Here is a 23,680-nt window from a genome sequence, read left to right on the forward strand (position 1 = left end):
ACCACACAATCAAATTAGAGGTTGGCTGGGGTGGAATTGGGCGACAATGCTACTGTGTGCTTGGATGCAGATAACGAATTTCAGCCGGGTGCTTTGTTGAGAATTGATGCCGGAGGTCGATCGCAAATTAGCAATGATGATTAGGTGCGATCGCACTCCGTAGAATCATCGCAGTGTTTGGTATTTGGTGCGAGGGGCGATCGCACTTTTTTCACTCAAGCATCGCTTTCCATCTAATCCTCGCATTATCATAGTAGAAATAGAATAAGATTGTCAAAGGTGAACAAATGGCACAAATTACCACGACTGAATTACCTCAAACCCTCCAGACTCTACTTATAGAGGTCGAACGTACCAAAACTCCCCTCACCATCATCCATGAAGGGAAACCATTAGTGATTATCTATCCTGCCACTACCCAAACCCCACGCCCCGTGTTTGGCACAATGAAAGGCAGCGGTGAAATATTAGGAGATTTAATTTCTCCTGTCGCCGAACTATGGGAAGTTTTAGAATGAAACTTTTACTCGATACCCACATTTGGCTTTGGTATTTACTCGGCGATCAACGCCTATCGCTTCAACTTCAAACCGCGATCGCCGATCCTAATACTGAACTTTGGCTGAGTCCAATTAGCATTTGGGAGACGCTCATTCTTGCAGAAAAAGGAAGGATATCTTTACAGCCCGATCCAGTTACATGGGTTAACTTAGCTTTAAAAACTCTGGAAACTCGTGAAGCCCAAATGAATCACGCCATTGCCATTTTAAGTCGCGAGATTTCACTACCCCATCAAGACCCCGGAGACCGATTTATTGCCGCCACAGCCATTTACTATGGGTTAAAATTAGCTACAGTTGATGCCAACCTTACAGGTAATTCGGTGCTACAAACACTCAGTTAGGCAACATTCTATATTTTTGTAGGCGATCGCCATTTTTTTGCTGGGACGATTCCCTATTGGATAGCTACGCTTCACGCCTGGAGTGCAACCATAGCCCTTTGAAATGGTGGAAATGGATCAGATTGTGAGTGGAAAAAGAGGTTGGGTAACACGAGTGTCAACGGAATAGGCAAGATGGGCGAGCGCACTAAGTTATGCTGCGACTACTTCGACAAGCCTGAACATTATATCCATTCAACCTTTGATGCCAAATCTCTCATAAAGCATCTTTCTTAACCTATTGCTACCGCGTTTCACGAAGTCATCTTCAGATTCCTGCTCTAAAGGTTGACCAATTTGATTGCTCAAGTCAGATAAAAAAGACTCATTGTGAATTAAGCTCGACACCTCTTATGAGAATTTTTGCTTTTCATTATTTGAAAATGAGAAGGGCGTCAACATAAGGAAAGTTCCTGCTGTTAAAGCCATTTGAAGGCATGGAAGAGTTAAATCCGATTTTGGCAGTGATTGAGTAGGTGATTGCTTAATCTCATCCATAAATTCCTTAAAATTACTCATCACTGATTGAGTAGGTGATTGCTCAATCTCATCCATAAGTTCCTTAAAATTACTCATCACTGATTGAGTAGGTGATTGCTCAATCTCATCCATAAGTTCCTTAAAATTACTCATCACTTATTCTCACTTGGTATGGCGATTTTTCCACGACCCATAAAAAGAACGAAGCAGCTTTTCAAATGACTTGACAACTTCCTCTATAATTTTACCTTTCGTTTTATCATCCAACCGATTCCATAGTCTGAAAAACCAATTAAATAGTTCAGATAGCCAACCAAACATCCGTATACTCCAAAGCTACGAAACAGAACCTATAACCCAACGCTGTAATATTGGCTGCATATAGATAGCCAAGCTTACCTTTTCAATCGCTGGCAGTTTTCTGATATTTGCTGCGAGGTGCGAGGAAATACTAAAGCCAGACTAAACGCTGATGAAGGTTGGGTTGCAACAGGAAACCCAACCTACCAATTCAAACTGAACTAAGTATCTTTACCCTTTACCTCCAAACAGTTTATATATTCCGTATCCAATAGCAGCCGCCGCAGCAACAGGTGCAGCAGCAACTATGGCAGTACCAGCAATTGCACCTCCCCCGACAGCACCACCGATACCAGCAAGAGTGCCCATAATGGCAGCACCAGAAGCACCGCCAGCTACCGTTACAGCACCAGCACCAACTAGACCAGCAGCAGCCCCAATGTTTGTAGCTGTTCTTGCCGCTGCACGAGCATCATTCTCTTCCTCAGACAAGTTTGATTGCTCTTTGAACAAAGTTTCATTCATTATTTTTGCCCCAAGATAAGCTGGACCTGCTGCTAATACCGCAGGAGCCGCCGCCATGCCACCACCAACCACACCACCTGCCGCAGCTAGACCAGAAGTAATTCCTGCTCCTGAAGTTGCTGCAACAGTCAACCCGGTAGCAGCACTGGCAGCCGCACCTACCGCAGCACCAGTTTCTGCAACCGCTTTGACTGTTTTGACTGTATTTCCATTAATTCCCATAGTTTTTTCTACAACATTTTCTACAACTTCTTCACCTGCTTTACTGGCAAAATCTTCCCAATTCATAAATCAATTTATCCTTTTAATACTTGTTCCATTATCCTTAATAAATTAAAGGTTTGTCTAGCCCAAAAATGTTCTATTTTGTCGCCATTTTTCCCTCTCTTTAACTTTAACTTTAATCTAAGTTTGTACAACAATGTACGAAAATGTACGAAAATGTTGGCAGTTGTGAGCTAGAATACATAAAACTCTCGCATCTCCCTGCCAGATGAATCTTAAAGAAATGTTAAATGTCGCCGATCGCATAGTTTTCGAGAAAACAGGTCAGCACCTTGACGATTTACAGGAAGCGGTACTGCGGGGAACTCTACAACGCGAGACATACAAAGAAATAGCTAAAGATTTTAACTGTTCTGAAAGTCGTATCAGGGAAATCGGATCGGAATTATGGCAGATACTTTCAGAAGACTTAGGGGAAGATGTAAATAAAAAGAATTTTCGTTCGGCAATGGAGAGGTTGGAAATTTCAATATATTTAAACGTTGCACAAGAAGAATCGGTGCAAATTAACAGCGTTAACATCTGTGGAGAAGCTAGACACCCGCCAAATATACCAAACTCACACCCACCAAATGAGGAAACATCTAACTCAAAACCAACTAAAACTTCGCATCAAGATTTAAGCGAAATGCCCGAGTTGCGTGATTTCTACGATCGCACTCCCGAACTCCACACCCTCACCACATGGATTTTACAACAACGCTGTCGCCTTATCACCCTCACCGGCATCAGCGGTATCGGCAAAACCACCTTAGCTGTGCAACTCGTGCAACAAATTAAAGACGAGTTTGAGTACGCAGTTTGGTACACACTAGACGAGTTCCCCACCATCGATAAATTTCAATCTAACCTAACACAGCTTTTTTCCCATTCCGAAAAACAAGATTCATCCCCAACAAACCAAAAACGCTTACCCCTGATTAAGTATTTACAAAACCATCGCTGTTTAATCGTCTTAGATGACGTTCACAACCTTTTCTGTAGCGGCGAACTGGCAGGAAAATATAAACCAGAATACGAAGACTATCGCACTTTATTCAAACAAATAGAAAAATTATCCCATCAAAGCTGCTTTCTGTTAATCGGTTGGGAACAGCCGAGAGAAGTGACTCAAGTTAAGAACCAAAATACTGCCATTCGTACCTTACAACTCAAAGGTTTAGACATCGCAGCCGCACGGGAAATTCTGAGAGAGTATGGGTTAGAAGAAAGCGACAACAGTGAAGCACTCATTCATCGTTACCAAGGCAACCCCCTATGGTTAAAAAGCGTGGCGAATCTGATTCAAGACTTGGGAGGAGGCGTGACAGAGTTATTACCAAATGATACCATATTGTTGCCCGAAGATTTGAAAGATATTTTGCAGCAGCAGTACGATCGCCTATCGGAACTGGAAAAACAAGTAATCTCCTTGTTAGCGAAAGAAAGCCAGCCAATCAACCGGGCAAAATTGCTAGAAAATGAGATAATTCCGGCTTCAGATTTGCTAAATGCGCTGCAATCTCTATCGCGGCGCGGCTTGATTGAACAACAAACAAATTTTTACACGGTTTCACCTGTACTGAGGCAATACCTTCACCGTAACTTAGACGGTAGTGATGCCTTGCCCTAAATGCTTCAAGACTTGAAAAGCCGATCGCAATTCACTTCGCACAGTATAAATCGAAAATGCCCGCGATAACCCGTATTGGGCTGTAGGTTGAGCCTTGAGTTTCACAAACAACACATCATCGCCATTCGTCAACATACCAAATCTCGGTTTATCCAAATCAGGATTTTCCATCATGTATGCTAATGCTTGGGGTAATGCCGATCGCGTCGAAATCGTAGTCTTCTTACACTCCAAAACCATTACCCAAAGCTGATTCTGCAAAATCAAAATATCAATTCGTCCGCGCAGGGTTTCTTCCCCATCATCGATCGCAATTTCGATAGCAGCTTCAGCCTTCATCCTGAAAGGTGGATCGTAGAATCCCGCCAGTTCTAACAAAGGTGATGCCACCAGCAAAGTCACTGCCCCTTCTAACAATTCTCCATCGGCCCTATGATATAGCAATCTGCGTCGTAGCGTATCCAAAGCAGTCTGTTCAGAATCGCTGAGACTTGGCAATTGGGCTTGCCACTCTGTAAAAAAAGCCTCATCCTCAGTTCGGCTCAAATTCAACCTTGATTCAGCCTCCTCTTGGCTTTTAATAGCTTCTGTAACTGCAATAACCTTTGCCATTCGTTCACCTTTGATTCAAACGGTTGAATTTCCAAGGAAAATTAGCTTCCTTGTAAGCAAAAATAGGGAAACTGCGATCGCCGCAGCAGAATCTTTGCAAATAGGACTTACACAATGACAGTAAATATGGTGTCTTCAGCGTCACGATCAGACAGTTTCTCCCAATGAAATTTTCAAAGAAGTTTGTCTTCAAGTTTTGCGCGAAGCTTTTCAGATCCAGAAAGCGTTGACCTTCGTTGCATTTCAGCTTCATACATCTCATGCGCTTTTTGCATCAGAGATTCATCAGTAGCCTTCGGAAATTGCTGTTTGAGTGTTTGAGTAATCTTGCGAAACAAATCAGTATTCATAAATTACATCCTCAACTGTTGCTTACTTAATATTAACCTGAGTTCGATATAAGTTGCTATTCACTTTTCCCCGCAATGGGATTTAAACTCTCTTCTTGCTCTCATAATACAATATACTCAGGGCAAGAAAAAGTCATTCTAAAAGGATGGGGTTTTCAGCCCAATTGCTGATAAACTCTCAAAAACAAAAACCGGGCAACTTCAAAGCTACCCGGCAATCCTAACTTTAGACTTTAGACAAATCTAAAATCTAAAACCTAAAATTCTTAAACAGCTACAGTTTTCTTAGCAGAAGAGCTCAATTCGCCCTTAGCATACTTAGCTGCAAAATCGTCCAAAGACACTTGCTTAATTTTTGTACCGTGACCAGCGCAACCGAAAGAGTTATAACGATCGCTACAAACCTTCTGCATATACTTGATCGACGGCTTCAAGAAGTGGCGGGGATCAAACTCATCGGGCTTGGCAAACAAAGCTTCGCGCACCGCAGCAGTAATCGCCAAACGGTTGTCAGTATCGATATTGATCTTGCGAACGCCGCACTTGATACCCTTTTGGATTTCTTCCACAGGTACGCCGTAGGTTTCGCGGATTTTGCCACCGTTGCTGTTGATGATTTCCAGCAATTCTTGGGGCACAGAAGAAGAACCGTGCATTACCAAGTGAGTATTCGGCAAGCGGCGGTGAATTTCTTCAATGCGGCTGATTGCCAAAATTTCGCCAGTCGGCTTGCGAGTGAACTTGTAAGCGCCGTGAGAAGTGCCGATCGCGACTGCTAGAGCATCAACGCCGGTTTGCTCAACGAAATCCACAGCTTGTTCAGGATCTGTCAGCAACTGATCGTGAGAAAGCGCACCTTCAAAGCCGTGGCCGTCTTCTGCTTCGCCCATCCCTGTTTCCAGAGAACCCAAGCAACCCAGTTCGCCTTCAACGCTAACGCCGATCGAATGAGCAACATTCACCACATCGCGAGTAACTTGAACGTTGTACTCGTAGCTAGCGGGAGTCTTAGCATCCGCTTCCAGAGAACCGTCCATCATGACGCTGGTGAAACCTTGGCGCATGGCAGAATAGCAAGTGCCGGGGGCATTGCCGTGGTCTTGGTGCATGGAAATGGGAATGTGAGGATAGGTTTCAACTGCTGCCAAAATCAAGTGGCGCAGGAAATTTTCGCCAGCGTAGGAGCGAGCGCCGCGAGAAGCTTGCAGAATCACAGGGCTGTTGGTTTCGTCAGCAGCGCGCATGATCGCTTGGATTTGCTCCATGTTGTTGACGTTGTAAGCCGGTAGGCCGTAACCATTTTCAGCCGCGTGGTCGAGCAGCAATCGCATAGGTACAAGCGCCATAGATATTCCTCCTAATTATTTGTGATTTTTGGGCAGTGAATTTTGAACAAGCTCAATTCTTACGATAATATTAAGACAATTTGCCACCGATCGCGCACTATCTTTCCAGATTTACTTAAAAGTTCAAAAAACAAAATTTTGAGTTCCGAGCATTCCACTCAAAACTCAAAATTTTTAGCTCACAAATTTTTTATGGGTCGCCCGGGATTTGAACCCGAGACCAATCGGTTAAAAGCCGAATGCTCTACCGCTGAGCTAGCGACCCGCGAAAACATTGTTACCGCACACAATTTCTAATAGTAGCACCCCTCATTTGAAATAGCAAGTGTTTTTTAAATAAAATTTGCAGTCATGCGAACCAGCATCTGGCAAGTCGCTCCCGGCTGCAAATAAATCATGTGTTCGCCAGTATTGAGGGCATTGCGAGGAGCAGTCCAAGGTTCCAAACAGTAAAAATCCTTGCCCTTCACCATCCAGAAAACCAACTTCCCATAGCTGGAGTTGTAACTGAGGGTAAGCCGCAAGCCGCTCGCCGCGTCAGTGACAGTAGCAGCAAGACCAGTGAGTTCGTCAAAGGAAACATCAATTTCATCCAACGTCGGGTCAAAAACCCCAGTGAAGTAACCCTTTTGATGGGTGTTCTGATCTCTGTACTGCATCCCCGGAATATCAAAGCGCAGCTTAGATTTGTCCGTCGCCAAAAAGTAGGGGTGCAAACCACTAGAAAACGGCATGGGTTCTGCAGACAGATTGGTGTATCGCTGAAAAATTTCCAAAGAATTGCCTTTAATCTGATAAGTGAAGGCTAGTTGGAAATCAAAGGGATAAACAGCCAGCGTCTTGTCGCAGCTATCGAGAATTAGCGTAAGAGCGGCGCAACCCTCCGTAACTTGTTCGCCTATTGTCCAAGGCAAGTCTCGAGCAAAGCCGTGCTGTTTGAGCTGACGCTCCACTCCCTTGTGCGTGTAAGTATTGTCGGGGAGATTGCTGCAGATGGGAAACAGGATGGGAATCCCGCCACGTACAGTCAGATCGGGATTGGCGAACCGTTCCGCGTCCAAGTACAAGATTTCTTTGCCTTCAACCAGCCAGCTAGTGGCAATACCGCCCCGTTCCGGCACAACTTCTAGAGTAGAGTTAGCGGTTTCGTCGGAGAGGATATAGGTTTTGTACTGCTTTTGCTTGAGCGCGATCGCAAACACATTTGTCATCGGTAGTAGGTCATTGATCATTGGTTGTCAGTAAATCGGTCATTAATAATTGGTCGCTGGTATGTTGATGTTCCACCCATTACCGCCCCTATCCTCCCCCTGCATCCTCACTCCGACCCCTGCCGGCTAACCAATGCTCCCAGCTATAGGAGGCAGGGCGAGCCGGTGCTTGGAGCGTTTGCTGCTGCTACCTGGAACGATCGCTGAGGTGGGCTGCTGTTTGAGTGCGACTTCAAAAGATACAGCCCTGGGGGGAAGATAGCTTTGGGGACTCGGCACTGCTCCTTGACTGGGAGATGGGGGCGAAATAAACGGTTCTTTGATGAATGGCTCTTTTGTAAACGGCTCTGGTTCCCGGCTGGGATTTTGAGGTTGAGTGGGGTAGATGCGCGGCAAATTTTGATTCGCAGGCGGGTTTGATTCAATTGCAGGCCCTGTCCCGTTCGGGAAAAATGAGGAGTTGTCCGGTTGTTGGGGCGCAGCCGGCAAAGCCGGCAAAATCAAAGTAGGTTTGGGTTGTCCGGGGCTTGGCAGATTGCTTTCACCCGAGGTTCCCCCGGAACCTCGTCCGGGCTGGTATGTACCGCTCTTTGCTGATCCTGGCAATGGAGAATTTGGAGTTTTTGATGCCGCTCCTGGCTGGACTAGGGCATCGAGAACTACAGAAGATCCCATCGGTCGATCGAAAATACTAGAAATTTGCTCGACGCGTTTGAGGATGCGATCGGCTGCGGCTCCCTTCACCACCTTCGGCTGAAACTTTTTCACCTCCACAGGCAGAAACTCTACCTTCATATTCCTGTCTTTGAGCGATACTTTCAGGACTGCGGTATCGTAATCCCTGCGAGCATTCCCGCCGAATATAAAATTACCCAGCGAGTAAACTATCGGGCGGCCCTTATAAATTTCTGCACCTTGCAATACCTGGGGATGGTGTCCCACTACCAAATCAGCTCCTTGGTCGATCGTGAACCGAGCCAAATCAATCTGCCAGTCCCCCGGATAATCTGCCAATTCGACTCCCCAGTGGTAATTAACAATAATCCAGTCTACCTGACCCCTAATAGCTCGAATATCCTCGGCCACGCGATTGTTACGGCGGGGGTTAGTGCCCGCTTTCCCTTGGTCAGCGACGTTAAGCTCGGCATCGTAATAACTGAGGTAGGCAATCCGTTGACCCTTAACTTCAATAATATCTGGACGCCTCGCTTCTTTAATATCTCTGCCGGCTCCCAGGTGTTGAATCCCACTATTATCTAGAGTATTCATCGTCTCCACCAGCCCCGGTTCCTCGTAATCCATAGCGCGGCTATTTGCCAGATTGACAATATCCACTCCTCCGGCTGTTAATACTTTCACCGCTTCTGGATCGGCTTTAAAATTTAATTGTTTTTTGCCCGACCCCAATGTAGAGCGAGTCAGGGAGTTTTCTAGGTTAACCATCGCCACATCTGCTTGCCGATACTCGTCCATATTGGCGAAAGCCCATTGGTGATCGTTGGCAGCAGATGCTCCGAGTGCATCCGATAGATTCACATTTCCTCCGAACATCAGCGTTACTGTTGGGTCGTAAGGATTAGCAACTTGCTTTTGCTGTACTACTGGTACCACTTCTAAGGCCGCTTGCACCGTATCCGCACGTTTTGGAGGCGGCCCCGACATTACCGCAGTTTGCTGGTAGCCGGATACTGGAGATACTAACTGCAGGGTTATAGCCTCGTGGTAGCTGACCCAACACCCTAAAATAAATGAGGCAAGTGCCGATCCCACTAGCAGCAGAGAACGATACGTTTTAAATTTAACCCAATCGACGATCGGTAGGGAACGGTAACGCCGCCGCTGGCGGTTTGCTGGAGTCACAATTCGCACTGACTGTTTCCAGAGAATGTCTGCATCCCCAGCCAAGCGCGCGTGAATTCGCACTCCTTCTACTGCTGGCGAGTTGAGTCTCCAGAGTTGGTGGCAAATAAATTTGACTAAGCCTTCCCGGATAGTGCTGCCGAGTAATGTACTATCTGGCGCAAATTCGCGCTGGAATTCTACGAGGATTTGGACGCAGCCGGCCTGAGCCTGTTCGACGCGGGCATAAATCCCTTCGGGGCGCAGCAAGCTGTCAATCCAGTAATTCAGGGCTTGAAAGTTGCCCGATCGCGCTAGCTCCAAGATAGACGGCTGCGACCAATTTTCTGCGTACACCATCAATTAGCCTCCTTAATACGCACGAGCAATGACTCCAATTTGTTTTGAACGGAACCGCAATTCTTTTAGCTTAACCGCCACAGGTTCCGCTGCCCGTTTTGAAGCTAGTTGTTGGCCGCCACCATTTTCTACATTTAGGGGCTGCCTGCTGTCAGTGATTTTTATCACACTCCAGTCTGTTGATTTGAGATTTGAGATTTTAGATTTTAGATTTTAGATTGAGTTCACAGAGGGTACTCAAGGCCAGAACAAACGTCGAAACAAAAGGTTTCTGGGGAAGTTGAGGTAGAAAAGAGCGAGATTTTTGAGGCAGAGCCTGTTTTTATTGTCGCTGTTTGAGTGTCGCTTTAAAGCTTTCGCTTTGAGATTTAAGATTTGAGATTGAGCCAAGAGGCGTTGGTGAGCGATAAAACAAACGTCGAGACAATACATTTCTGCGGGACTTGAGGCAAAAGAGAGCGAGATTTTTGAGGCAGAGTCTGTTGTTATTGTCGCTGTTAATCGCGTGCCGTCGTCAAGTCCTAATGCTTCGATCTCGGCTGGCAAATGTCTCTCACGAGGGATGCCACTGGCTGCACAACCTGTAATTGGATAAATGGCGTACTAGATAGATTTGGTGGTAAAATCAAATTTGGTAACTCCCATCGGTACCAAAGTTGCGGAAAACGTGAAACTGGCCAGTCCACACGGCTGTGCCTTCCGATGTAAAACCCAAAGTACGTTACGGTAAACAGGCCATATTTTAAGCAAGTTACACTGCGCAGGAGAACTGACAAATGCTACAGCGCAAAATCTATCAACTCTGTTGTGATGGTCGTGAGGTTTCTATTTTTCTTCGAGATCAGCAACGTTGGATAGAGCGCGCTCGTATCCTAGATATTGAAGGGGATCTAGTCACGCTGCGCTACGAAACCGACGAAGAAGACGAAATCAGCTCCTGGGAAGAAATGGTGCGTCTCGAAAGTATTGGAGCTGTGTCCCAGAAGTTGGCTTCGGTATCCCGAACTAACTGCGAACCCCTAGTTTCTGACGATTGTCCCGAAGCCGAACAAATTCGCAATCACTACCCGGACTCGAATTTGGAATAGTTTTGAGCTGGCGCTTGAGGCACAAGGAAAACTTGGGGGAAAAGAAAACGACTTTTCTCCCTTTTTTGTGGAGAAATTATGCAAAAAACCCGGTTTAGGCGAAACATATTCTGGGTTGTGACCACATAAGCTATTTTGCCTTTAAATTTAAGCTTGATGGCGGGATATGCTGCCCACGCGACAACAGCCTAAGTACACAGTAGTTTAAAAATTCAATGCGCGACACCCTGGCCCTGCTGAAACAGGGTTTTTTGTCTGGGTGCGTCTAGGACTGTTTTTTTGTTTTCTTGGCCTGCCGGGTGGTTTCTAGGTACTCGACAGCTTATTCGCCGTCTGTTTCGCCATCTAGGAAAAGTTCCGACTCCGGTATCGCTTTAAACACGGGACAGTAACCGTCGGGGGTTACTTTAAAGCCAAACAAAGCACTGGACTGGTTCCAACAGCGCTGGCTGCGGTAGTGCTGACAATTACCGCAGCATTCCAGGTTGGCTTGAACGGCGCTGCCTTGAAAAAGGAGTTCCCGCTGGGAGATGCCGCGCAGTACCAGTTCTTCGCCTTGCCAGCGCGCTTCTACCAAACCGGTATCGGCAAAATTAGCCCACCGAGGATCGGCTGTAATCGGACTCGGCAAGCTAATTGCTACCTCTGTGCCCAATTCGCTGAGTTCTCCCTCATAGTTAGTTTCCGGGATAGCGGGCTGCAAAAACATTTCCCCGATCGGCAATTCGACCAGTGTTCCGGCCGCCGGAGTGTGCAACTGGTAGCGGTTTCGCAGCTCGTCCAAGTTAGCCAAGTCAGCCAAATATGCAGGGGAACCGTGGAGCAAAATTACGTGCTGGGGACGCAAATTGTGGATGAGCTGGGTAGTCCCCGGCCCGTCGCTGTGTTCGGCTAGCAGATAAGTTTCGACGCTTCTGACTCCAGATTCGGGCCTGTTGGCCAGCCAGTCGGTGACGGGATATCCGGGTTTTTGAGGTGCGAGCAAAATCCAAGGATTTGTGTGATCGGCAACATACAAAGCCAAATCAGCTATTTGGTCAGTAATCACAATACAGGGCGTGGAACCCAATCCGGGGCGCTGTTCGGCACAGAGCCGGCGGACGCGGGGTTTCACTCTTTCGTCCCAAAATAAAGGTTGGTGCAGAGCAAAATTTTGGACGGCAGTGGGAAATTGGGGTAACAGTTCCAGATAAGCGTCGCACCCGTCGGCAACAGTGCCGTCCACCCAAATATCCAAGTCGCGGCCAGTAAAGTAGTGGTGACTGCGGAGCAGCATCAGCAGTTCTTGACCCAAACCGAGCGCGGGCGCGGGCAGCAGTACCGAGTACCCGTCGGCGATGGCGCGGTGGATGCGATCGGCTAACTGATTTTCCAGTTGTCGGCGGTGAGGGTGGCGCGCCGTGCCGTAACTGCCTTCCAAAATTAACACATCCGGCTTCATGCCCCTGAGTTCTCCCAGGGGCAAACCTTCCACCAAACGAGAATTGGACAGAAAAAAGTCGCCGGTGTAAACCACTGTGTAGGTGCGGTGCGGGGCGGCATAAGTGAGCAGCACCGTCGCCGCTCCGGGCAAATGGCCCGACGGGAACAACTGCACGCTCAGTCCAGGGCGCACTTCGAGGGGCGAGTGCCAGGGCAGTCCCTCACAGAACCGCGACTCTGGCTGCTGAGCCAGTTCTGGCCAGTTGAGCGGTAGCAGCCGCGCTGTCACTTCGCTGGCGTAAATTGGCAAGTGGGGGAAAGATTGATGGAGTGCTAGCAAACCTCTGGCATGGTCAGAGTGGGCGTGGGTACACACCACAAAATCGGCTGGCAGCGATCGATTTAGTGTCGCTGACAGGGGTGCAATATCCTCTACACCGCAGTCGAGTAAAATGCGGTGCGGCCCCATTCGGACTAGCAGACAGACCCCTTCCTGTGCGTGGCCTGCGCCGTAAGGTAAACAATCGAGATCCATCACTGCGGTTAGCTCCCTGCTTTGCACGCAACTTGCAGTATCGCCACTTTTAAACATCGGTTGCGACTGCATTCATTCGATCGAGTTCAGTCTAGGACGCTGAAACCGGATTTGATGGACGAAAACACTTTGTTGCCGCCCTCGCTCCCGGTCAAAAAACCAGGTTTATCTAAAGTTGTGGTGCGTAAGCCCTGGAGCTAAATGTTTGCTCGAAGGCTCCGGCTCTGGTGCAAGGAAAGTAACTGCACTTAAGATTTGATGCAGCGCCAAGAAAGCGATTTTCCGAAGGCATTGGCACGACGGGCATTCGACCTTCGGCAAAGTTCAGGCTACTGGTTCTTGCATCAAAAGTTACATTTTATTGCACCATGTAAGAGTACCGAACTCGATCTCATATTCTGAGTTGTAAATCTTTTTCCACAATTTGCGCCTGCTAAAAGCTAGTCTTTTTTATGAGAAGATTTTAATTCAGAAGCCCAAACATCTTGATAAAACTTTACAAATCTTCATTTTTAGGGGTGTGAGGGCGGTGTATAGTCCAATCTGAAAAACGGAGAACCAGCATCGGGCTAGCTAACTGTTTTTGTCCGGGCAGACAGAGACTTTATGAGTTTGCTCGGTTTTTTTGTAAAAGTTTGATACATTCTTTTAAGCAAACCTTGTGGCTATGGAGGAGAGAGTTTAAATGGCTTTCTGACCCCGCCCAAAAACGGATACAAGTTTCCGACAGGAATCGCCCGCAGCCCAAAGTTTTAGACTCTTGTTCAAGCTCCAGATTCATCTGTGGAGTAAATCTCAAATCGTTCGACTCAGTGCAACTCGAAGGCTCGCCCAACGTCTCGCCGAAGTCTCAAAACTCAAACCTAAAATCGGCTGACTCCCCCATAATAGGTTTCTTTACTCCGCTCCTTGACTAGGGGACAAAACGAAAAACGATGTGTTTTTTTGTTTGACCCCAAACATAGCCAGATCAATCCCCCGACAATGGAGGATATTTATCCTGTAAAAATCCCACTAACTTGCCCGAAATAATCTCAGGTCTATGAGTCTACAACCAGTCTGTAATCTTCGGTTTTTTTTATCATTTGGGTATTTTTTGGGGGGGGTTTTTGAGTTGTTTGTCAGCTAACCCGTGGCGGCTTAAACAGAATGTAATAGCTTGGTTTTAAGTCAAACATCACATCGTAGTTCTCGAATATTATCATGGAAGTTGTGCTAGATTCCAGTTTTTTGACTGTTGTCAGCAAATGACTGCTGCGCTTGGCACAAATTCTAGATAAGTGACTGAGCCTCGTCGTTCTGGCAATTTCAACCTATAGAGACCAGTAGTTTATAGAGTTTAGTTTATTAACGAATGAAGCCGACACTGACTTATTTAACCTGCTGAAATGTCGGTATTTATAGCCATCATTAAATATTTTAAATGAATAATATTGCTTCACTTCACGTGGTATGGGTTGGACTCGCTCAGCTCATTTATGTCTGTTAAATAAGTAGGTAAAAAGATAGCTAATGTGGGTCGAGCCTTGAACTCATACAGTGTTTTGTATAGGAGGCATTCTTGCTCAAACGACCAATACAAGACATACATAATATTATTGGTTTTGGCGCAATTAGGTATATTTTAGATTTTAAAGAAATATTTTTTAAGGGGCGGCGTCATTATTCTAACAAAGGGCTTGGGATTGTTAGAGAATAATTACTACTGGCGAAAGTTTTAATTTCGAGAGTGTTTAATTGTTGCGTAGGTTTAAGAGAAGAGTACCAGATCGCAATTAAAGCTGAAATGAGCTCGATCGCACAAACCGGGTTTTATCAAAAAATCTGGTTTTTAGAGGTGGCATTAATGGCGAGACTTGGGAGAGTGCCGACGGCCCATAACACCTGCAATTGACACCAGCCTCAACGAGCGAAGGTGTTAGACGACAAATATTCTGTTGGAAAAAACTTGACATCAGCGGGTCATCGAAAGTAAAAATAAATAAAAGCAATAACAAAAATAAGGCTTTATGTTTGATTCGCGATTGAGGCTAGGCAAGTATGGCATTGAGAAGTTGCTATCCCCTAAAACAATTTTCGCTAAAATACATCCGGTAATATACGGAGTTTATATGATTTTTTCGCAATCTAAAATCTAAAATCTAAAATCTAAAATCTAAAATCTAAAATGGCAACAGCTATTCTTGACCTGGAAATGTCCAAACTCCCGTTAGAAATTACGGTTGAAGAGCGTTACAGCAAAGCCTTGGTTTTAATTCGACTGCACGGAAAACCGATCGGTCAAGCTCTACTTTCGGTAGTCGGAGGTCGCATTGAGCGAGCTCAATTGCAGGAAATACTGATGAATGCTGCAGGCGAGAACCTTTGGAAAAATTGGCTCTACGATGCCCTCGCATGGGATGAACGCGGGCCCTTGCAGGCAATGCCGATCGCCACAGTAGCAGTTTGTACGCGCGATCGCCCGGAAGATTTGCGCCGCTGTCTAGAAGCGTTGATGCAGCTCCCAGACGACGGTCAGGAATACTTAGTTATTGACAATTGTCCGGCCACGGACGCTACCAAGGAACTGGTCAAAAATTACCCACAAGTCCGCTATGTGCGCGAAGAGGTACCGGGTTCCAGCGCTGCCCGCAACCGAGCTTTACGCGAAGCTAAACACGAATTCGTAGCGTTTACAGATGACGATGCTGCCCCCGATCAGAACTGGCTGCGATCGCTCTTGTGGAATTTTAGCGATCCGCGAGTGATGTGCGTCACGGGGCTGGTGATGCCCTTGGAACTGGAAACCGAGGCGCAAGAATGGTTCGAGCGCTACAGCCCCCACGGGCGGGGCTTTGAGCGCCGAATTTTTGATGGGGCGCACTGCAACCCGCTGATTGTCGCTCCTGTGGGGGTTTCGGCGAGTATGGCTTTGCGGAAAAGTTCGATCGACTCTATCGGCTTGTTTGACGAGGCTTTGGGGGCGGGAACGCCCACTGTCGGCGGCGAAGACTGCGAACTGTTTGCCCGCATTTTGCGCGCGGGCTACCGCATCGTCTACGATCCGAGAGCCTTGAGCTGGCACCGCCATCGGCGCACTTGGGAAGAATTGCAAAAAACGCTCCAAGGCTACGGAATCGGAGTCTACGCTTTCTGGACGCGGCTGTTTGTGGTCAACAGAGAATTCAGCGTACCTATGTTAGCCTTGTCATGGCTGTGGTACATACAAATTCCTGAACTAATTGCTTCTTTGCGAAGGCAACCGGATTCTATCCCTAGTGATTTGCTGTTAGCTCAACTGCGGGGCTGCATTAGCGGCCGGAAGGCTTATTTTGTGTCTCGCAAGTGGTTGCAAAAAATTAAGGAATAAATTATTAGTTATTAGTTATTAGTTGTTAGTTATTGGTTATGAGTTAAGAAGGCCCAATGCCCGAACCCTTCACTCCGCCGAATTCCCCCTTCCCAATTCCGAATGTAAATATGGAAAATGTAACATTTAGCATCATTCTTATAACTCACAACCGAAGTTCTTCGCTGCGGCGGGCTTTAGATGCTCTGCAATCACAGACTTATCCGATGAACCTCATCGAAGTCAGGGTAGTCGTAGATAGCTGCAGAGACGATACTTTAGCAATGTTACAAGACTACAAAGCTCCTTTTAAAATGCACATAATTGAGGCCAACTGCCGGAGTGTGGGTATGTCTCGCAATATTGGAGCAGCGGAGGCTACTGGACAACTGCTGTTGTTTCTGGACGATGACATCGAAGCAATGCCGTGTTTAGTCGAAAACCACGGGCGCGTTCATCGAGAACGTCCGGGCTGCGCCGCGATCGATCCTTATCCGCCACAGTTGCAATCCAGGACTAATTTTTTTGACGTAGAAGTGCGGACTTGGTGGGAGGAAAAGTTTTACCAGATGAGCAAGCCGACTCACCGGTACACTTATCAAGATTTGCTCTGTGGCAACCTTTCTATTGATATAAAACTGTTTGCTGGCACCGGAGGCTTCGATTCTGCCTTCGGCCCGGGTACTGCCTATGAAGATTACGAGTTCGCCTTGCGCTTGCTCAAAGCAAATGTACCTTTTGCGGTGGCACCGGATGCAGTCGGGTATCACTACGAACACGAAACTAACAACCTCGATCGCTCTTTGGGCAGATTTCGTCAGGAAGGGCGATCGGATGTTTTGCTCGGCCACCGACACCCGGAACTTAGACCGATACTGCCAATAGCAGCCTACGAAACTGCTTGCTCGCTGCTAGATAAAATTCTGGTGGCGGTCATGTTTTTCTGGCCTGCTGCTGTGGATTGGCTGGCTCTGGGACTGAGGAAATCCCTTGATTTACTCGAAAGCTTGCGGATGCGGAAAACTTGGCGGTGGTTGCAGGCAAAATTGCGCGGTTATTGGTATTTGCGGGGTGTCATCGATGAGTTGAAAAGTCGATCGGCTCTTTTTAGTTTTATGCAAGGTGAGCCTGCTCATGCTGACTTGGGAAGACATGAAATTGAAATCGATTTGCAGGAAGGTTGGGAAGCAGCAGAACGAATCATTGACGAGCAAAAACCCGATGGCATTTACCTCCGTTACGGTGAACTGTCGGTCGGTCACGTCATTCCCCAATTCGGTGTAGAGCCACTGCGGGGCGCTCACTTGCGATCGATTCTGGCGCTTGACTTTGCCGAACCCCTGGCTGGGGCGATGGCGGTTAAAGGTATGCTCAAAAGTGCTGCTCATTCTGAGCCGAGCTTAGTTGACAACACCCTACTTCAACATCTACAGTTATTTACAGTAGTAGACAAAAAACAACTGAAAAATTCTTCCTATAACTGACATAATTAGATGAGAGAAAAAACAGAATATAGAGGTGTAATTAAGTAAGCGTTTAATTAATCGTAAGTAAGCTGTTTAGCATTTAAACTGGGTGTTGCAGAGGCTGAAACCCTTTACTGGCTTAGATAGTATCGAAAATTTAAATGGTGAACAGCTTAAGTAGTAATTGAGAGTTAAAAGAAAGAGAAATTAACAATGGTAATTATGGCAATAAAATTGATTGAAGCTGATTTTTTAGAACCAATTGCTGACAAGCTGACCCTGGTGGATAATCAGAATTTGGTTAAGATTCAGCCCTGGGAGGCATCCGAGCCAGAACCTCAGATAGTTGCCGGAGGTGTGCGGTGAGAAATGTGGGAACGCTGCTTTATCGGCGCAAAATGGCTCATTGGTTCGATTTGCTGCGGGTGTTGGTCGATCGCGATATGAAATTACTTTACAAGCGATCGACCTTGGGGATTGCTTGGACTTTAATCAGTCCGCTGTTACAGTTGGCTGTATTTTCCTTTTTGTTTCGCTCTGTCGTACCCCTTAATATTCCAAAATTTTCTTCCTTTGCTTTCAGCGGCTTGTTAATCTGGAATTGGTCTCAAACGGTATTATTTAAATCAACGGCATTAATTACCAATCATAAGGCACTAATCAGGCAGCCAAATTTCCCCTCGGCAATTTTGCCGGTAGTCACGACGATGACTGGACTCATTCACTTTGTGTTAGCTTTGCCGGTGTTAATTATCTTTCTGGCAATTGATGGTCTCCATCTGAATTCAGTGCTATTTTTCTTGCCACTGGTGATGATTATTCAGTTTGTTTTGACAGTTAGTTTTGCTTATCCCCTTGCCGCTTTGAATGTCACTTTCCGCGACACTCAGCACACTTTGGGAGTAGTTTTGCAGATGCTGTTTTACGTGACTCCGATTTTCTACGACATCAGCAGGGTTCCGGAAAAATTTAAGATTTTTTATTACTTAAATCCAATGGTGCCCCTGATTGAAGCTTACCGCGCCATACTTCTTAAAGGTATGCAGCCGGATTGGTCGGCTCTGTTAATTTTGAGCTTGGTTGTGGCGGCTCTTTTACCCATCGGACTGGGAATTTTTAGACGGCAAAGCGCTCATTTTGTGGAGGAAGTGTAAATGCGTGAAGCAATTATTGTCAAAGGTTTGGGTAAGCGTTTTAACCGCTACTCTACCGCGAAACCTTATACGATTATGGAAGCCGCTTTGTCCGGTTGGTGGAAGCTGAAGCCGGAGGCGAGTTTTTGGGCGCTGCGGAATATAAATTTTACTGTTTTTCCTGGCGAAATGCTGGGAATTCTTGGCAAGAATGGTGCGGGAAAATCAACGCTGCTGCAACTGGTCGGCGGTATTTGCCGGGCTGAGGAAGGATCTATTAAAGTTAACGGCAGAATTGGCGGCTTGTTGGATTTGGGTGCGAGTTTTCACACGGATCTAACGGGCAGAGAAAACGTGTTTGTGGGTGCGGTGGTGGCCGGTTTGACTCGCCGGGAAGTGGCGCGCAGGTTTGACGATATTGTGGAATTTGCAGAGTTAAAACAGTTTATTGACAGCCCGATGCGGACTTACAGTACGGGGATGAAAATGCGGCTAGCTTTTTCGGTGGCGGTGCATACCGATCCAGAAGTGCTGTTAGTTGATGAACATTTGTCGGTTGGTGATGTGGCTTTTCAAACTAAATGTTTGAATAAGATAACTGAGTTTAAGAATCAAGGATGTGCGATTGTTTTGATTTCTCACACCGCATCGCAAATTCAAAAAATGTGCGATCGGGCTTTGTGGCTGAAATCAGGTGAAATCGTGGCTTATGGGGAACCGGAAGTGGTCGTGGGTCAGTATTTGTCAGAAATGCGATCGTCCACAGAAAATCGCACTCCCCTCCCTGCTGCTGAAGCTACGAGTAGCGGCTCGTCACTGCGAGGTAATCAGAATCGCTTCGGTTCTTTGGAAGTAGAAATTACCGATGTCAAAGTGTGGCCTGATTCAGAAATAGATAGTGGTGATGCTATTAGCATTGAAATCTATTATTCGGTGTCGCAGGAAATTGCTGCTGCTGTTTTTGCCGTGACAATCAGCAGGGATGATGGTCAAAGTTGTTTTGAGACTAATACGAATCAAATGGGCAGACTACTCCCGCTGGTGAAAGGGAAAGGCAAAATCCGGCTGCAAATAGATAGGCTGGATTTAGGAAACGGTCAGTATTACGTGAATGCTGGGGTTTACGAGGAAACTTTGGCTTACGCCTACGATTATCATTGGCAGGTTTATCCGCTGTACGTGCGATCGACTGTAAACCAAAAAACGATTCTTTGTCCGCCCTTCCGCTGGGAATTTGAGGGCAAAATGCCACTTCTGGATTTACCCGAACCAGCCACTGTAACTTACGATTTGGATAAGAATAATCCCGGCTACCCCCATATTTCGACTCAGTTGGAAAATCATCAAAAACCTAATTTTTTAATTATTGGCGCTCAAAACTGCGGCACGGAATCTCTATACAGCCATCTTGAAAATCACTTGCAAATTATCAAACAAGGTTCCCGGAACATCCACTTTTTTGATTTAAATTTTGAGCGTGGTGTTGAGTGGTACAGCAAACAGTTGACTCGCATTGTAACTGGTGAAAAAGAACTGCTGTGGGAGATGACTGGTTACTATATTTATCATCCTTTGGTGGCAGAGCGAGTTTACAAGTGTTTCCCGGATGTTAAGCTGATTGTGATGCTGCGAAACCCGCTAAAACGAGCGTGGATGCACTATCATTTAGAAGTGGCGAGTGGCTGCGAAAAGTTGGATTTTGAAAAGGCGATCGCTTCTGAACCTGATAGACTCCAAGGTGAGATTGAAAAAATTAAAGCCGATGAAAATTATTACAGTTTTAATCATCAGCATTATTCCTATTTGTCGCGGGGAATTTATGTAGAACAAATCAAAAATTGGCTCGACTATTTTCCGAGGGAACAGTTGCTAATTATCAAGAGCGAAGATTTTTACGCAAATACAGGCAAAGTCTTTTCGGAAGTGTTAGATTTCTTGGACATTAGTGCGAGTGCAAGTAAAGAATATGAGATTAATAATGTCGAGGATTACAGCAAAATACCTGCGGAAATCGAACAACACTTAACAAATTATTTCAAACCTTACAATCAAGAACTTTCTGATTTGTTGAAGGAGGATTTTAGTTGGAGTTAGGAAAAGAGTTTTAACCGCTCTTGGGGCAGAGAGGAACATGAATCATACCTCTTTCTTCTCTTCCTCTGTGTCCTCTGCGCTCTCTGCGGTTCATAAAAAAATCGCATCCACAAACAATTTATAAAGTATAAAAATGAAACGCATATTTTTAGTAGGCTGTCCGAGAAGTGGCACAACCATGCTTCAAAGTTTATTAGCCGCTCATCCTGAAGTTATTTCTTTTCCTGAATCTAAGTTTTTTCAATATCTAGTGTACAAAAGATTTGCGCGAAAGTTCCCTGAATCTAAGTTTTTTCAATATCTACTGTACAAAAGATTTGCGCGAAAGTTTCCTGGTAGGATGGAAGCTTTCTTTAAGGATGAAATTAATCGCCCTGAACTTTTGCAAGGTTTTGATGATAGTCAGACTGTGGCAGCAAAAGTTAGTTGGTTTGTCGGAGTTTTGGATGGTTTGGCGGCGGAACAAAACAAAAGTATTTGGTTGGAAAAAACGCCGGAACACCTATATTTTATTGAGGATATACAGCGCTTTTTGCCGGATGCTAAATTTATACATATTTTGCGAAACAGTATGGATACAATAGCATCTCTGCATGAGGCTACTAGGACTTCTCATGAGTTGTGGGGACCTGGTTGGGATTTAAACCACTGTATCCATCGCTGGAAGGAGGCGAGGTTAATTAGTCACAAATATGCTAAAAAATCTAATCATATATTAGTCAAGTATGAGGACATTCTAGATAATAAAGTCAACAAGTTAGAAGAACTTTGTCATTTTATGGGAATTGAATATGATGATAGAATGCTGGAATTTTATCAAGAAAAAGCGGCTTATCTCAGTTTAAATCAACCTTGGCACCAAGGGATCGAAAGAGAGATTAAAAGTAATAAGATTCACAAATATCATAAAACTTTTAAAAGCAATCAAATCAGATATATTTTAGATAAGATTAAGCAAGTCAAGGGTGAAATTACCTGGAAAGTTGCGGTGGAAGTGAGCGAACCAATTTCGGATATTTACGCTTTACCAATATCCGATCGCCTGTGCTGTACGATCGAACTAGAAGGAATTAAACTCGGTATTGTTGAATTGCCAGTCTGCGATGGCATGGTTGCGGGTTCGGTGTTGGCGGATGCGATTGCAGCCCAGTTTGCTTGGCCAATTCTCGATCGCTTCTTTCAACGCAATCGCTGCGAAAAAGGCAATAGATTGTGGGAAACTTTGCTGCAACCATTGCACAAAAAAAATGACTGGACCCTATTTTTGCAAGAATTATGGGGGCGTCCGCATTGGCATTTGGAGGATTTCTACAATCCAGAAATAGCTGAGGAAGTCTCAACAATTACCCTCGAAAGAGATTTGATTGATGTAGAAGTTAGCGAGGAATTTGCTAATATAAAAGTTGCGCTTTCTGAAATAGACGTGCTGGTGAAAATAGGCGGCGTTGCTGTCGGTATTGTCACTGTTGCGGTGGAAAATAATTTTGTTTCCGCTCAAAAATTGCGATCGACAATTACTCGAAATATTGGTTTTGAGTTGTGCGTCGCCGCCGTGCGAGAAGCTTTGCTGGGAAAACCGCTCAACGGCAAGCAATGGCTGCGATCGCGCTTAGCCTCTTGTGCTCAACAAAGGTCGGATTTGCCCGAGAGTTTGAATGCAGCGGGTGCTGGGGGCATTTACCCGCCAAATGCGGTGATCTTCGGCAGGCACGAGGGTGCGATCGGGACAAGTGTCAGCCGCCGCGCCTCACTCCCGGTGGCGGCGCTGCCGGAAATCGAGTCAGCCGCGGCAATCGCGGGGGAACCGACAATGCAAATTCCCCAAGAAAACGAGTTTCCAAAGCAAGTATTTTACGCACCGGAAATCATGGGGCGAAAATCGCCGTATAGAGAAGTTTCTCACTCAGGGAAACCTCAATTTTTTCACAATCATGGCGTTACACAAAGGCTGCCGATTCTCGCCTACCGCCGCATTTCCACTGACGGTTTAGACGCAGTTACTCCGCAGGTTTTGGAACAACAGTTGCAGTATCTCAAAGATCGCGGTTATTATACTGCGAGTTGGGAAAATTGGCAAAGTGCGAAACGGGATAAAACTCCTTTACCCGGTAAAGCTGTATTGATGACTTTTGACGGTGGCTATCTCGACTTTTTCCAATATGCTTGGCCTCTGCTAAAACGCTTTGATTTTACAGCGACTGTTTTTCTTGTAGCGGAGTCGATAGGAAAGACAAATAGTTGGGAAAAAGCCGAAGTTGAAGAAGTGCAGTTAATGGGATGGCCGGAAATTTTGCAACTGCGAGATGCAGGGATTCAATTCGGTTCTATGTCTGCTACTCATCAACCTCTGACTGCATTGTCGCCGACAGAAATTGTGCGGGAGGGGGCGAAATCCCGTGCTATATTGGAACGGGGATTAGAGAAATCTGTTAAATGTTTTGCCTATCCTTACGGGGATGTCGATCCAATTGTAGCGCATTTAATTGGAGCGAGTGGGTATATTTTTGGTGTATCATATAGGTCAACTTTTAGCAGTTTGGACGATGCTTTACTGTCGCTGCCGCGCATTAAAGTTACAGCAGAAAATTTTTTATGGCAATTAGGTTTGTAAGGTGACTCAGCCAGCGAGACATTTCCCTCTACTCAAAATGTCTCAAAAGACGCACCTTACAAGTAATACCATTTTGCCAAATAAGTGCTACAATGTCAGGTCAGAAAATTAAGGGATTTTTTATGAAGGTCAACTATCAA

The 23,680-nt window shown here is 45.8% G+C and carries 20 protein-coding genes and 1 tRNA gene; 11 read left to right on the forward strand and 10 right to left on the reverse strand.

What is annotated here, in order from left to right; translation table 11 throughout:
- Positions 1-21 precede the first annotated feature (21 nt).
- From QT996_RS16500 to QT996_RS16510, 3 genes are all read left to right on the forward strand, one after another.
- Positions 22-144, forward strand: coding sequence for a hypothetical protein (locus tag QT996_RS16500; RefSeq protein WP_333047786.1), 123 nt, complete (start codon positions 22-24; stop codon positions 142-144).
- Positions 145-287: 143 nt separating this feature from the next.
- On the forward strand, positions 288-518 hold the full coding sequence (locus QT996_RS16505; RefSeq protein ID WP_333047788.1) for a type II toxin-antitoxin system Phd/YefM family antitoxin: 231 nt from the start codon (positions 288-290) through the stop codon (positions 516-518).
- On the forward strand, positions 515-904 hold the full coding sequence (locus QT996_RS16510) for a PIN domain-containing protein (RefSeq protein ID WP_333047789.1): 390 nt from the start codon (positions 515-517) through the stop codon (positions 902-904). The genes QT996_RS16505 and QT996_RS16510 overlap by 4 nt, the downstream gene beginning before the upstream one ends.
- 390 nt (positions 905-1,294) lie before the next feature.
- Here the strand turns inward: QT996_RS16510 and QT996_RS16515 are convergent, their stop codons facing one another.
- Together QT996_RS16515 and QT996_RS16520 are read right to left on the reverse strand one after the other, a co-directional pair.
- Positions 1,295-1,576, reverse strand: a complete 282-nt coding sequence (locus QT996_RS16515; RefSeq protein ID WP_333047790.1) for a hypothetical protein — start codon at positions 1,574-1,576, stop codon at positions 1,295-1,297.
- A 378-nt stretch (positions 1,577-1,954) separates the two neighbouring features.
- The gene (locus tag QT996_RS16520; RefSeq protein WP_333047791.1) at positions 1,955-2,536 is read right to left on the reverse strand and encodes an RNA polymerase subunit sigma-24; all 582 of its coding nucleotides are present in this window, start codon (positions 2,534-2,536) and stop codon (positions 1,955-1,957) included.
- 205 nt (positions 2,537-2,741) lie between these two features.
- Between QT996_RS16520 and QT996_RS16525 the strand changes: the two genes are divergently transcribed.
- Complete coding sequence (locus QT996_RS16525; protein ID WP_333047792.1) at positions 2,742-4,145, forward strand: NB-ARC domain-containing protein; 1,404 nt, start codon at positions 2,742-2,744, stop codon at positions 4,143-4,145.
- On the opposite strand, the gene QT996_RS16530 is transcribed toward QT996_RS16525, so the two are convergent.
- The 7 genes from QT996_RS16530 to QT996_RS16560 form a co-directional block, all read right to left on the reverse strand.
- Positions 4,119-4,757: a type I restriction endonuclease gene (locus QT996_RS16530; RefSeq protein ID WP_333047793.1), complete on the reverse strand. Its 639-nt coding sequence runs from the start codon at positions 4,755-4,757 to the stop codon at positions 4,119-4,121. The two genes, QT996_RS16525 and QT996_RS16530, sit on opposite strands and share 27 nt — an antisense overlap.
- Before the next feature lie 173 nt (positions 4,758-4,930).
- Positions 4,931-5,107, reverse strand: coding sequence for a hypothetical protein (locus QT996_RS16535; protein WP_333047794.1), 177 nt, complete (start codon positions 5,105-5,107; stop codon positions 4,931-4,933).
- A 266-nt stretch (positions 5,108-5,373) separates the two neighbouring features.
- The gene (fba, locus tag QT996_RS16540; protein WP_006633469.1) at positions 5,374-6,453 is read right to left on the reverse strand and encodes a class II fructose-bisphosphate aldolase; all 1,080 of its coding nucleotides are present in this window, start codon (positions 6,451-6,453) and stop codon (positions 5,374-5,376) included.
- Positions 6,454-6,646: 193 nt separating this feature from the next.
- Positions 6,647-6,718 (reverse strand) — tRNA-Lys (locus QT996_RS16545).
- A 67-nt stretch (positions 6,719-6,785) separates the two neighbouring features.
- Positions 6,786-7,655 carry an aldose epimerase family protein gene (locus tag QT996_RS16550; protein WP_445243916.1) on the reverse strand — a complete coding sequence of 290 codons (870 nt, stop codon included), beginning with the start codon at positions 7,653-7,655 and terminating at the stop codon, positions 6,786-6,788.
- Positions 7,656-7,790: 135 nt separating this feature from the next.
- Positions 7,791-9,863: a CapA family protein gene (locus tag QT996_RS16555; protein ID WP_333047796.1), complete on the reverse strand. Its 2,073-nt coding sequence runs from the start codon at positions 9,861-9,863 to the stop codon at positions 7,791-7,793.
- Between the two features lie 12 nt (positions 9,864-9,875).
- Positions 9,876-10,031 carry a hypothetical protein gene (locus QT996_RS16560; protein WP_158307982.1) on the reverse strand — a complete coding sequence of 52 codons (156 nt, stop codon included), beginning with the start codon at positions 10,029-10,031 and terminating at the stop codon, positions 9,876-9,878.
- A 608-nt stretch (positions 10,032-10,639) separates the two neighbouring features.
- On the opposite strand from QT996_RS16560, the gene QT996_RS16565 reads away from it, so the two are divergent.
- Positions 10,640-10,951, forward strand: a complete 312-nt coding sequence (locus tag QT996_RS16565; protein WP_006633466.1) for a DUF6679 family protein — start codon at positions 10,640-10,642, stop codon at positions 10,949-10,951.
- 322 nt (positions 10,952-11,273) lie between these two features.
- Here the strand turns inward: QT996_RS16565 and QT996_RS16570 are convergent, their stop codons facing one another.
- Positions 11,274-12,908, reverse strand: a complete 1,635-nt coding sequence (locus QT996_RS16570) for an MBL fold metallo-hydrolase (RefSeq protein WP_333047803.1) — start codon at positions 12,906-12,908, stop codon at positions 11,274-11,276.
- A gap of 2,167 nt (positions 12,909-15,075) precedes the next feature.
- On the opposite strand from QT996_RS16570, the gene QT996_RS16575 reads away from it, so the two are divergent.
- The 6 genes from QT996_RS16575 (at position 15,076) to QT996_RS16600 (ending at position 23,540) form a co-directional block, all read left to right on the forward strand.
- Entirely contained in the window at positions 15,076-16,257 is a 1,182-nt protein-coding gene (locus tag QT996_RS16575; RefSeq protein WP_333047797.1) for a glycosyltransferase, read from the forward strand.
- Between the two features lie 56 nt (positions 16,258-16,313).
- Positions 16,314-17,720 (forward strand): glycosyltransferase, encoded by a 1,407-nt coding sequence (locus QT996_RS16580; protein ID WP_333047798.1) that lies wholly within the window; start codon positions 16,314-16,316, stop codon positions 17,718-17,720.
- Between the two features lie 204 nt (positions 17,721-17,924).
- Positions 17,925-18,068, forward strand: a complete 144-nt coding sequence (locus QT996_RS16585; protein WP_333047799.1) for a hypothetical protein — start codon at positions 17,925-17,927, stop codon at positions 18,066-18,068.
- Complete coding sequence (locus tag QT996_RS16590) at positions 18,065-18,856, forward strand: ABC transporter permease (protein WP_333047800.1); 792 nt, start codon at positions 18,065-18,067, stop codon at positions 18,854-18,856. Before QT996_RS16585 ends, QT996_RS16590 begins: the two co-directional genes overlap by 4 nt.
- Positions 18,857-20,929, forward strand: a complete 2,073-nt coding sequence (locus tag QT996_RS16595) for a Wzt carbohydrate-binding domain-containing protein (RefSeq protein ID WP_333047801.1) — start codon at positions 18,857-18,859, stop codon at positions 20,927-20,929. It begins immediately after the preceding gene.
- Between the two features lie 133 nt (positions 20,930-21,062).
- A complete protein-coding gene (locus QT996_RS16600; RefSeq protein WP_333047802.1) occupies positions 21,063-23,540 on the forward strand; it encodes a sulfotransferase in 2,478 nt (825 codons plus the stop codon).
- Positions 23,541-23,680: the final 140 nt, after the last annotated feature.

It is taken from the genome of Microcoleus sp. S13C4, assembly GCF_036700865.1.
Taxonomy (GTDB): Bacteria; Cyanobacteriota; Cyanobacteriia; order Cyanobacteriales; family Microcoleaceae; genus Microcoleus.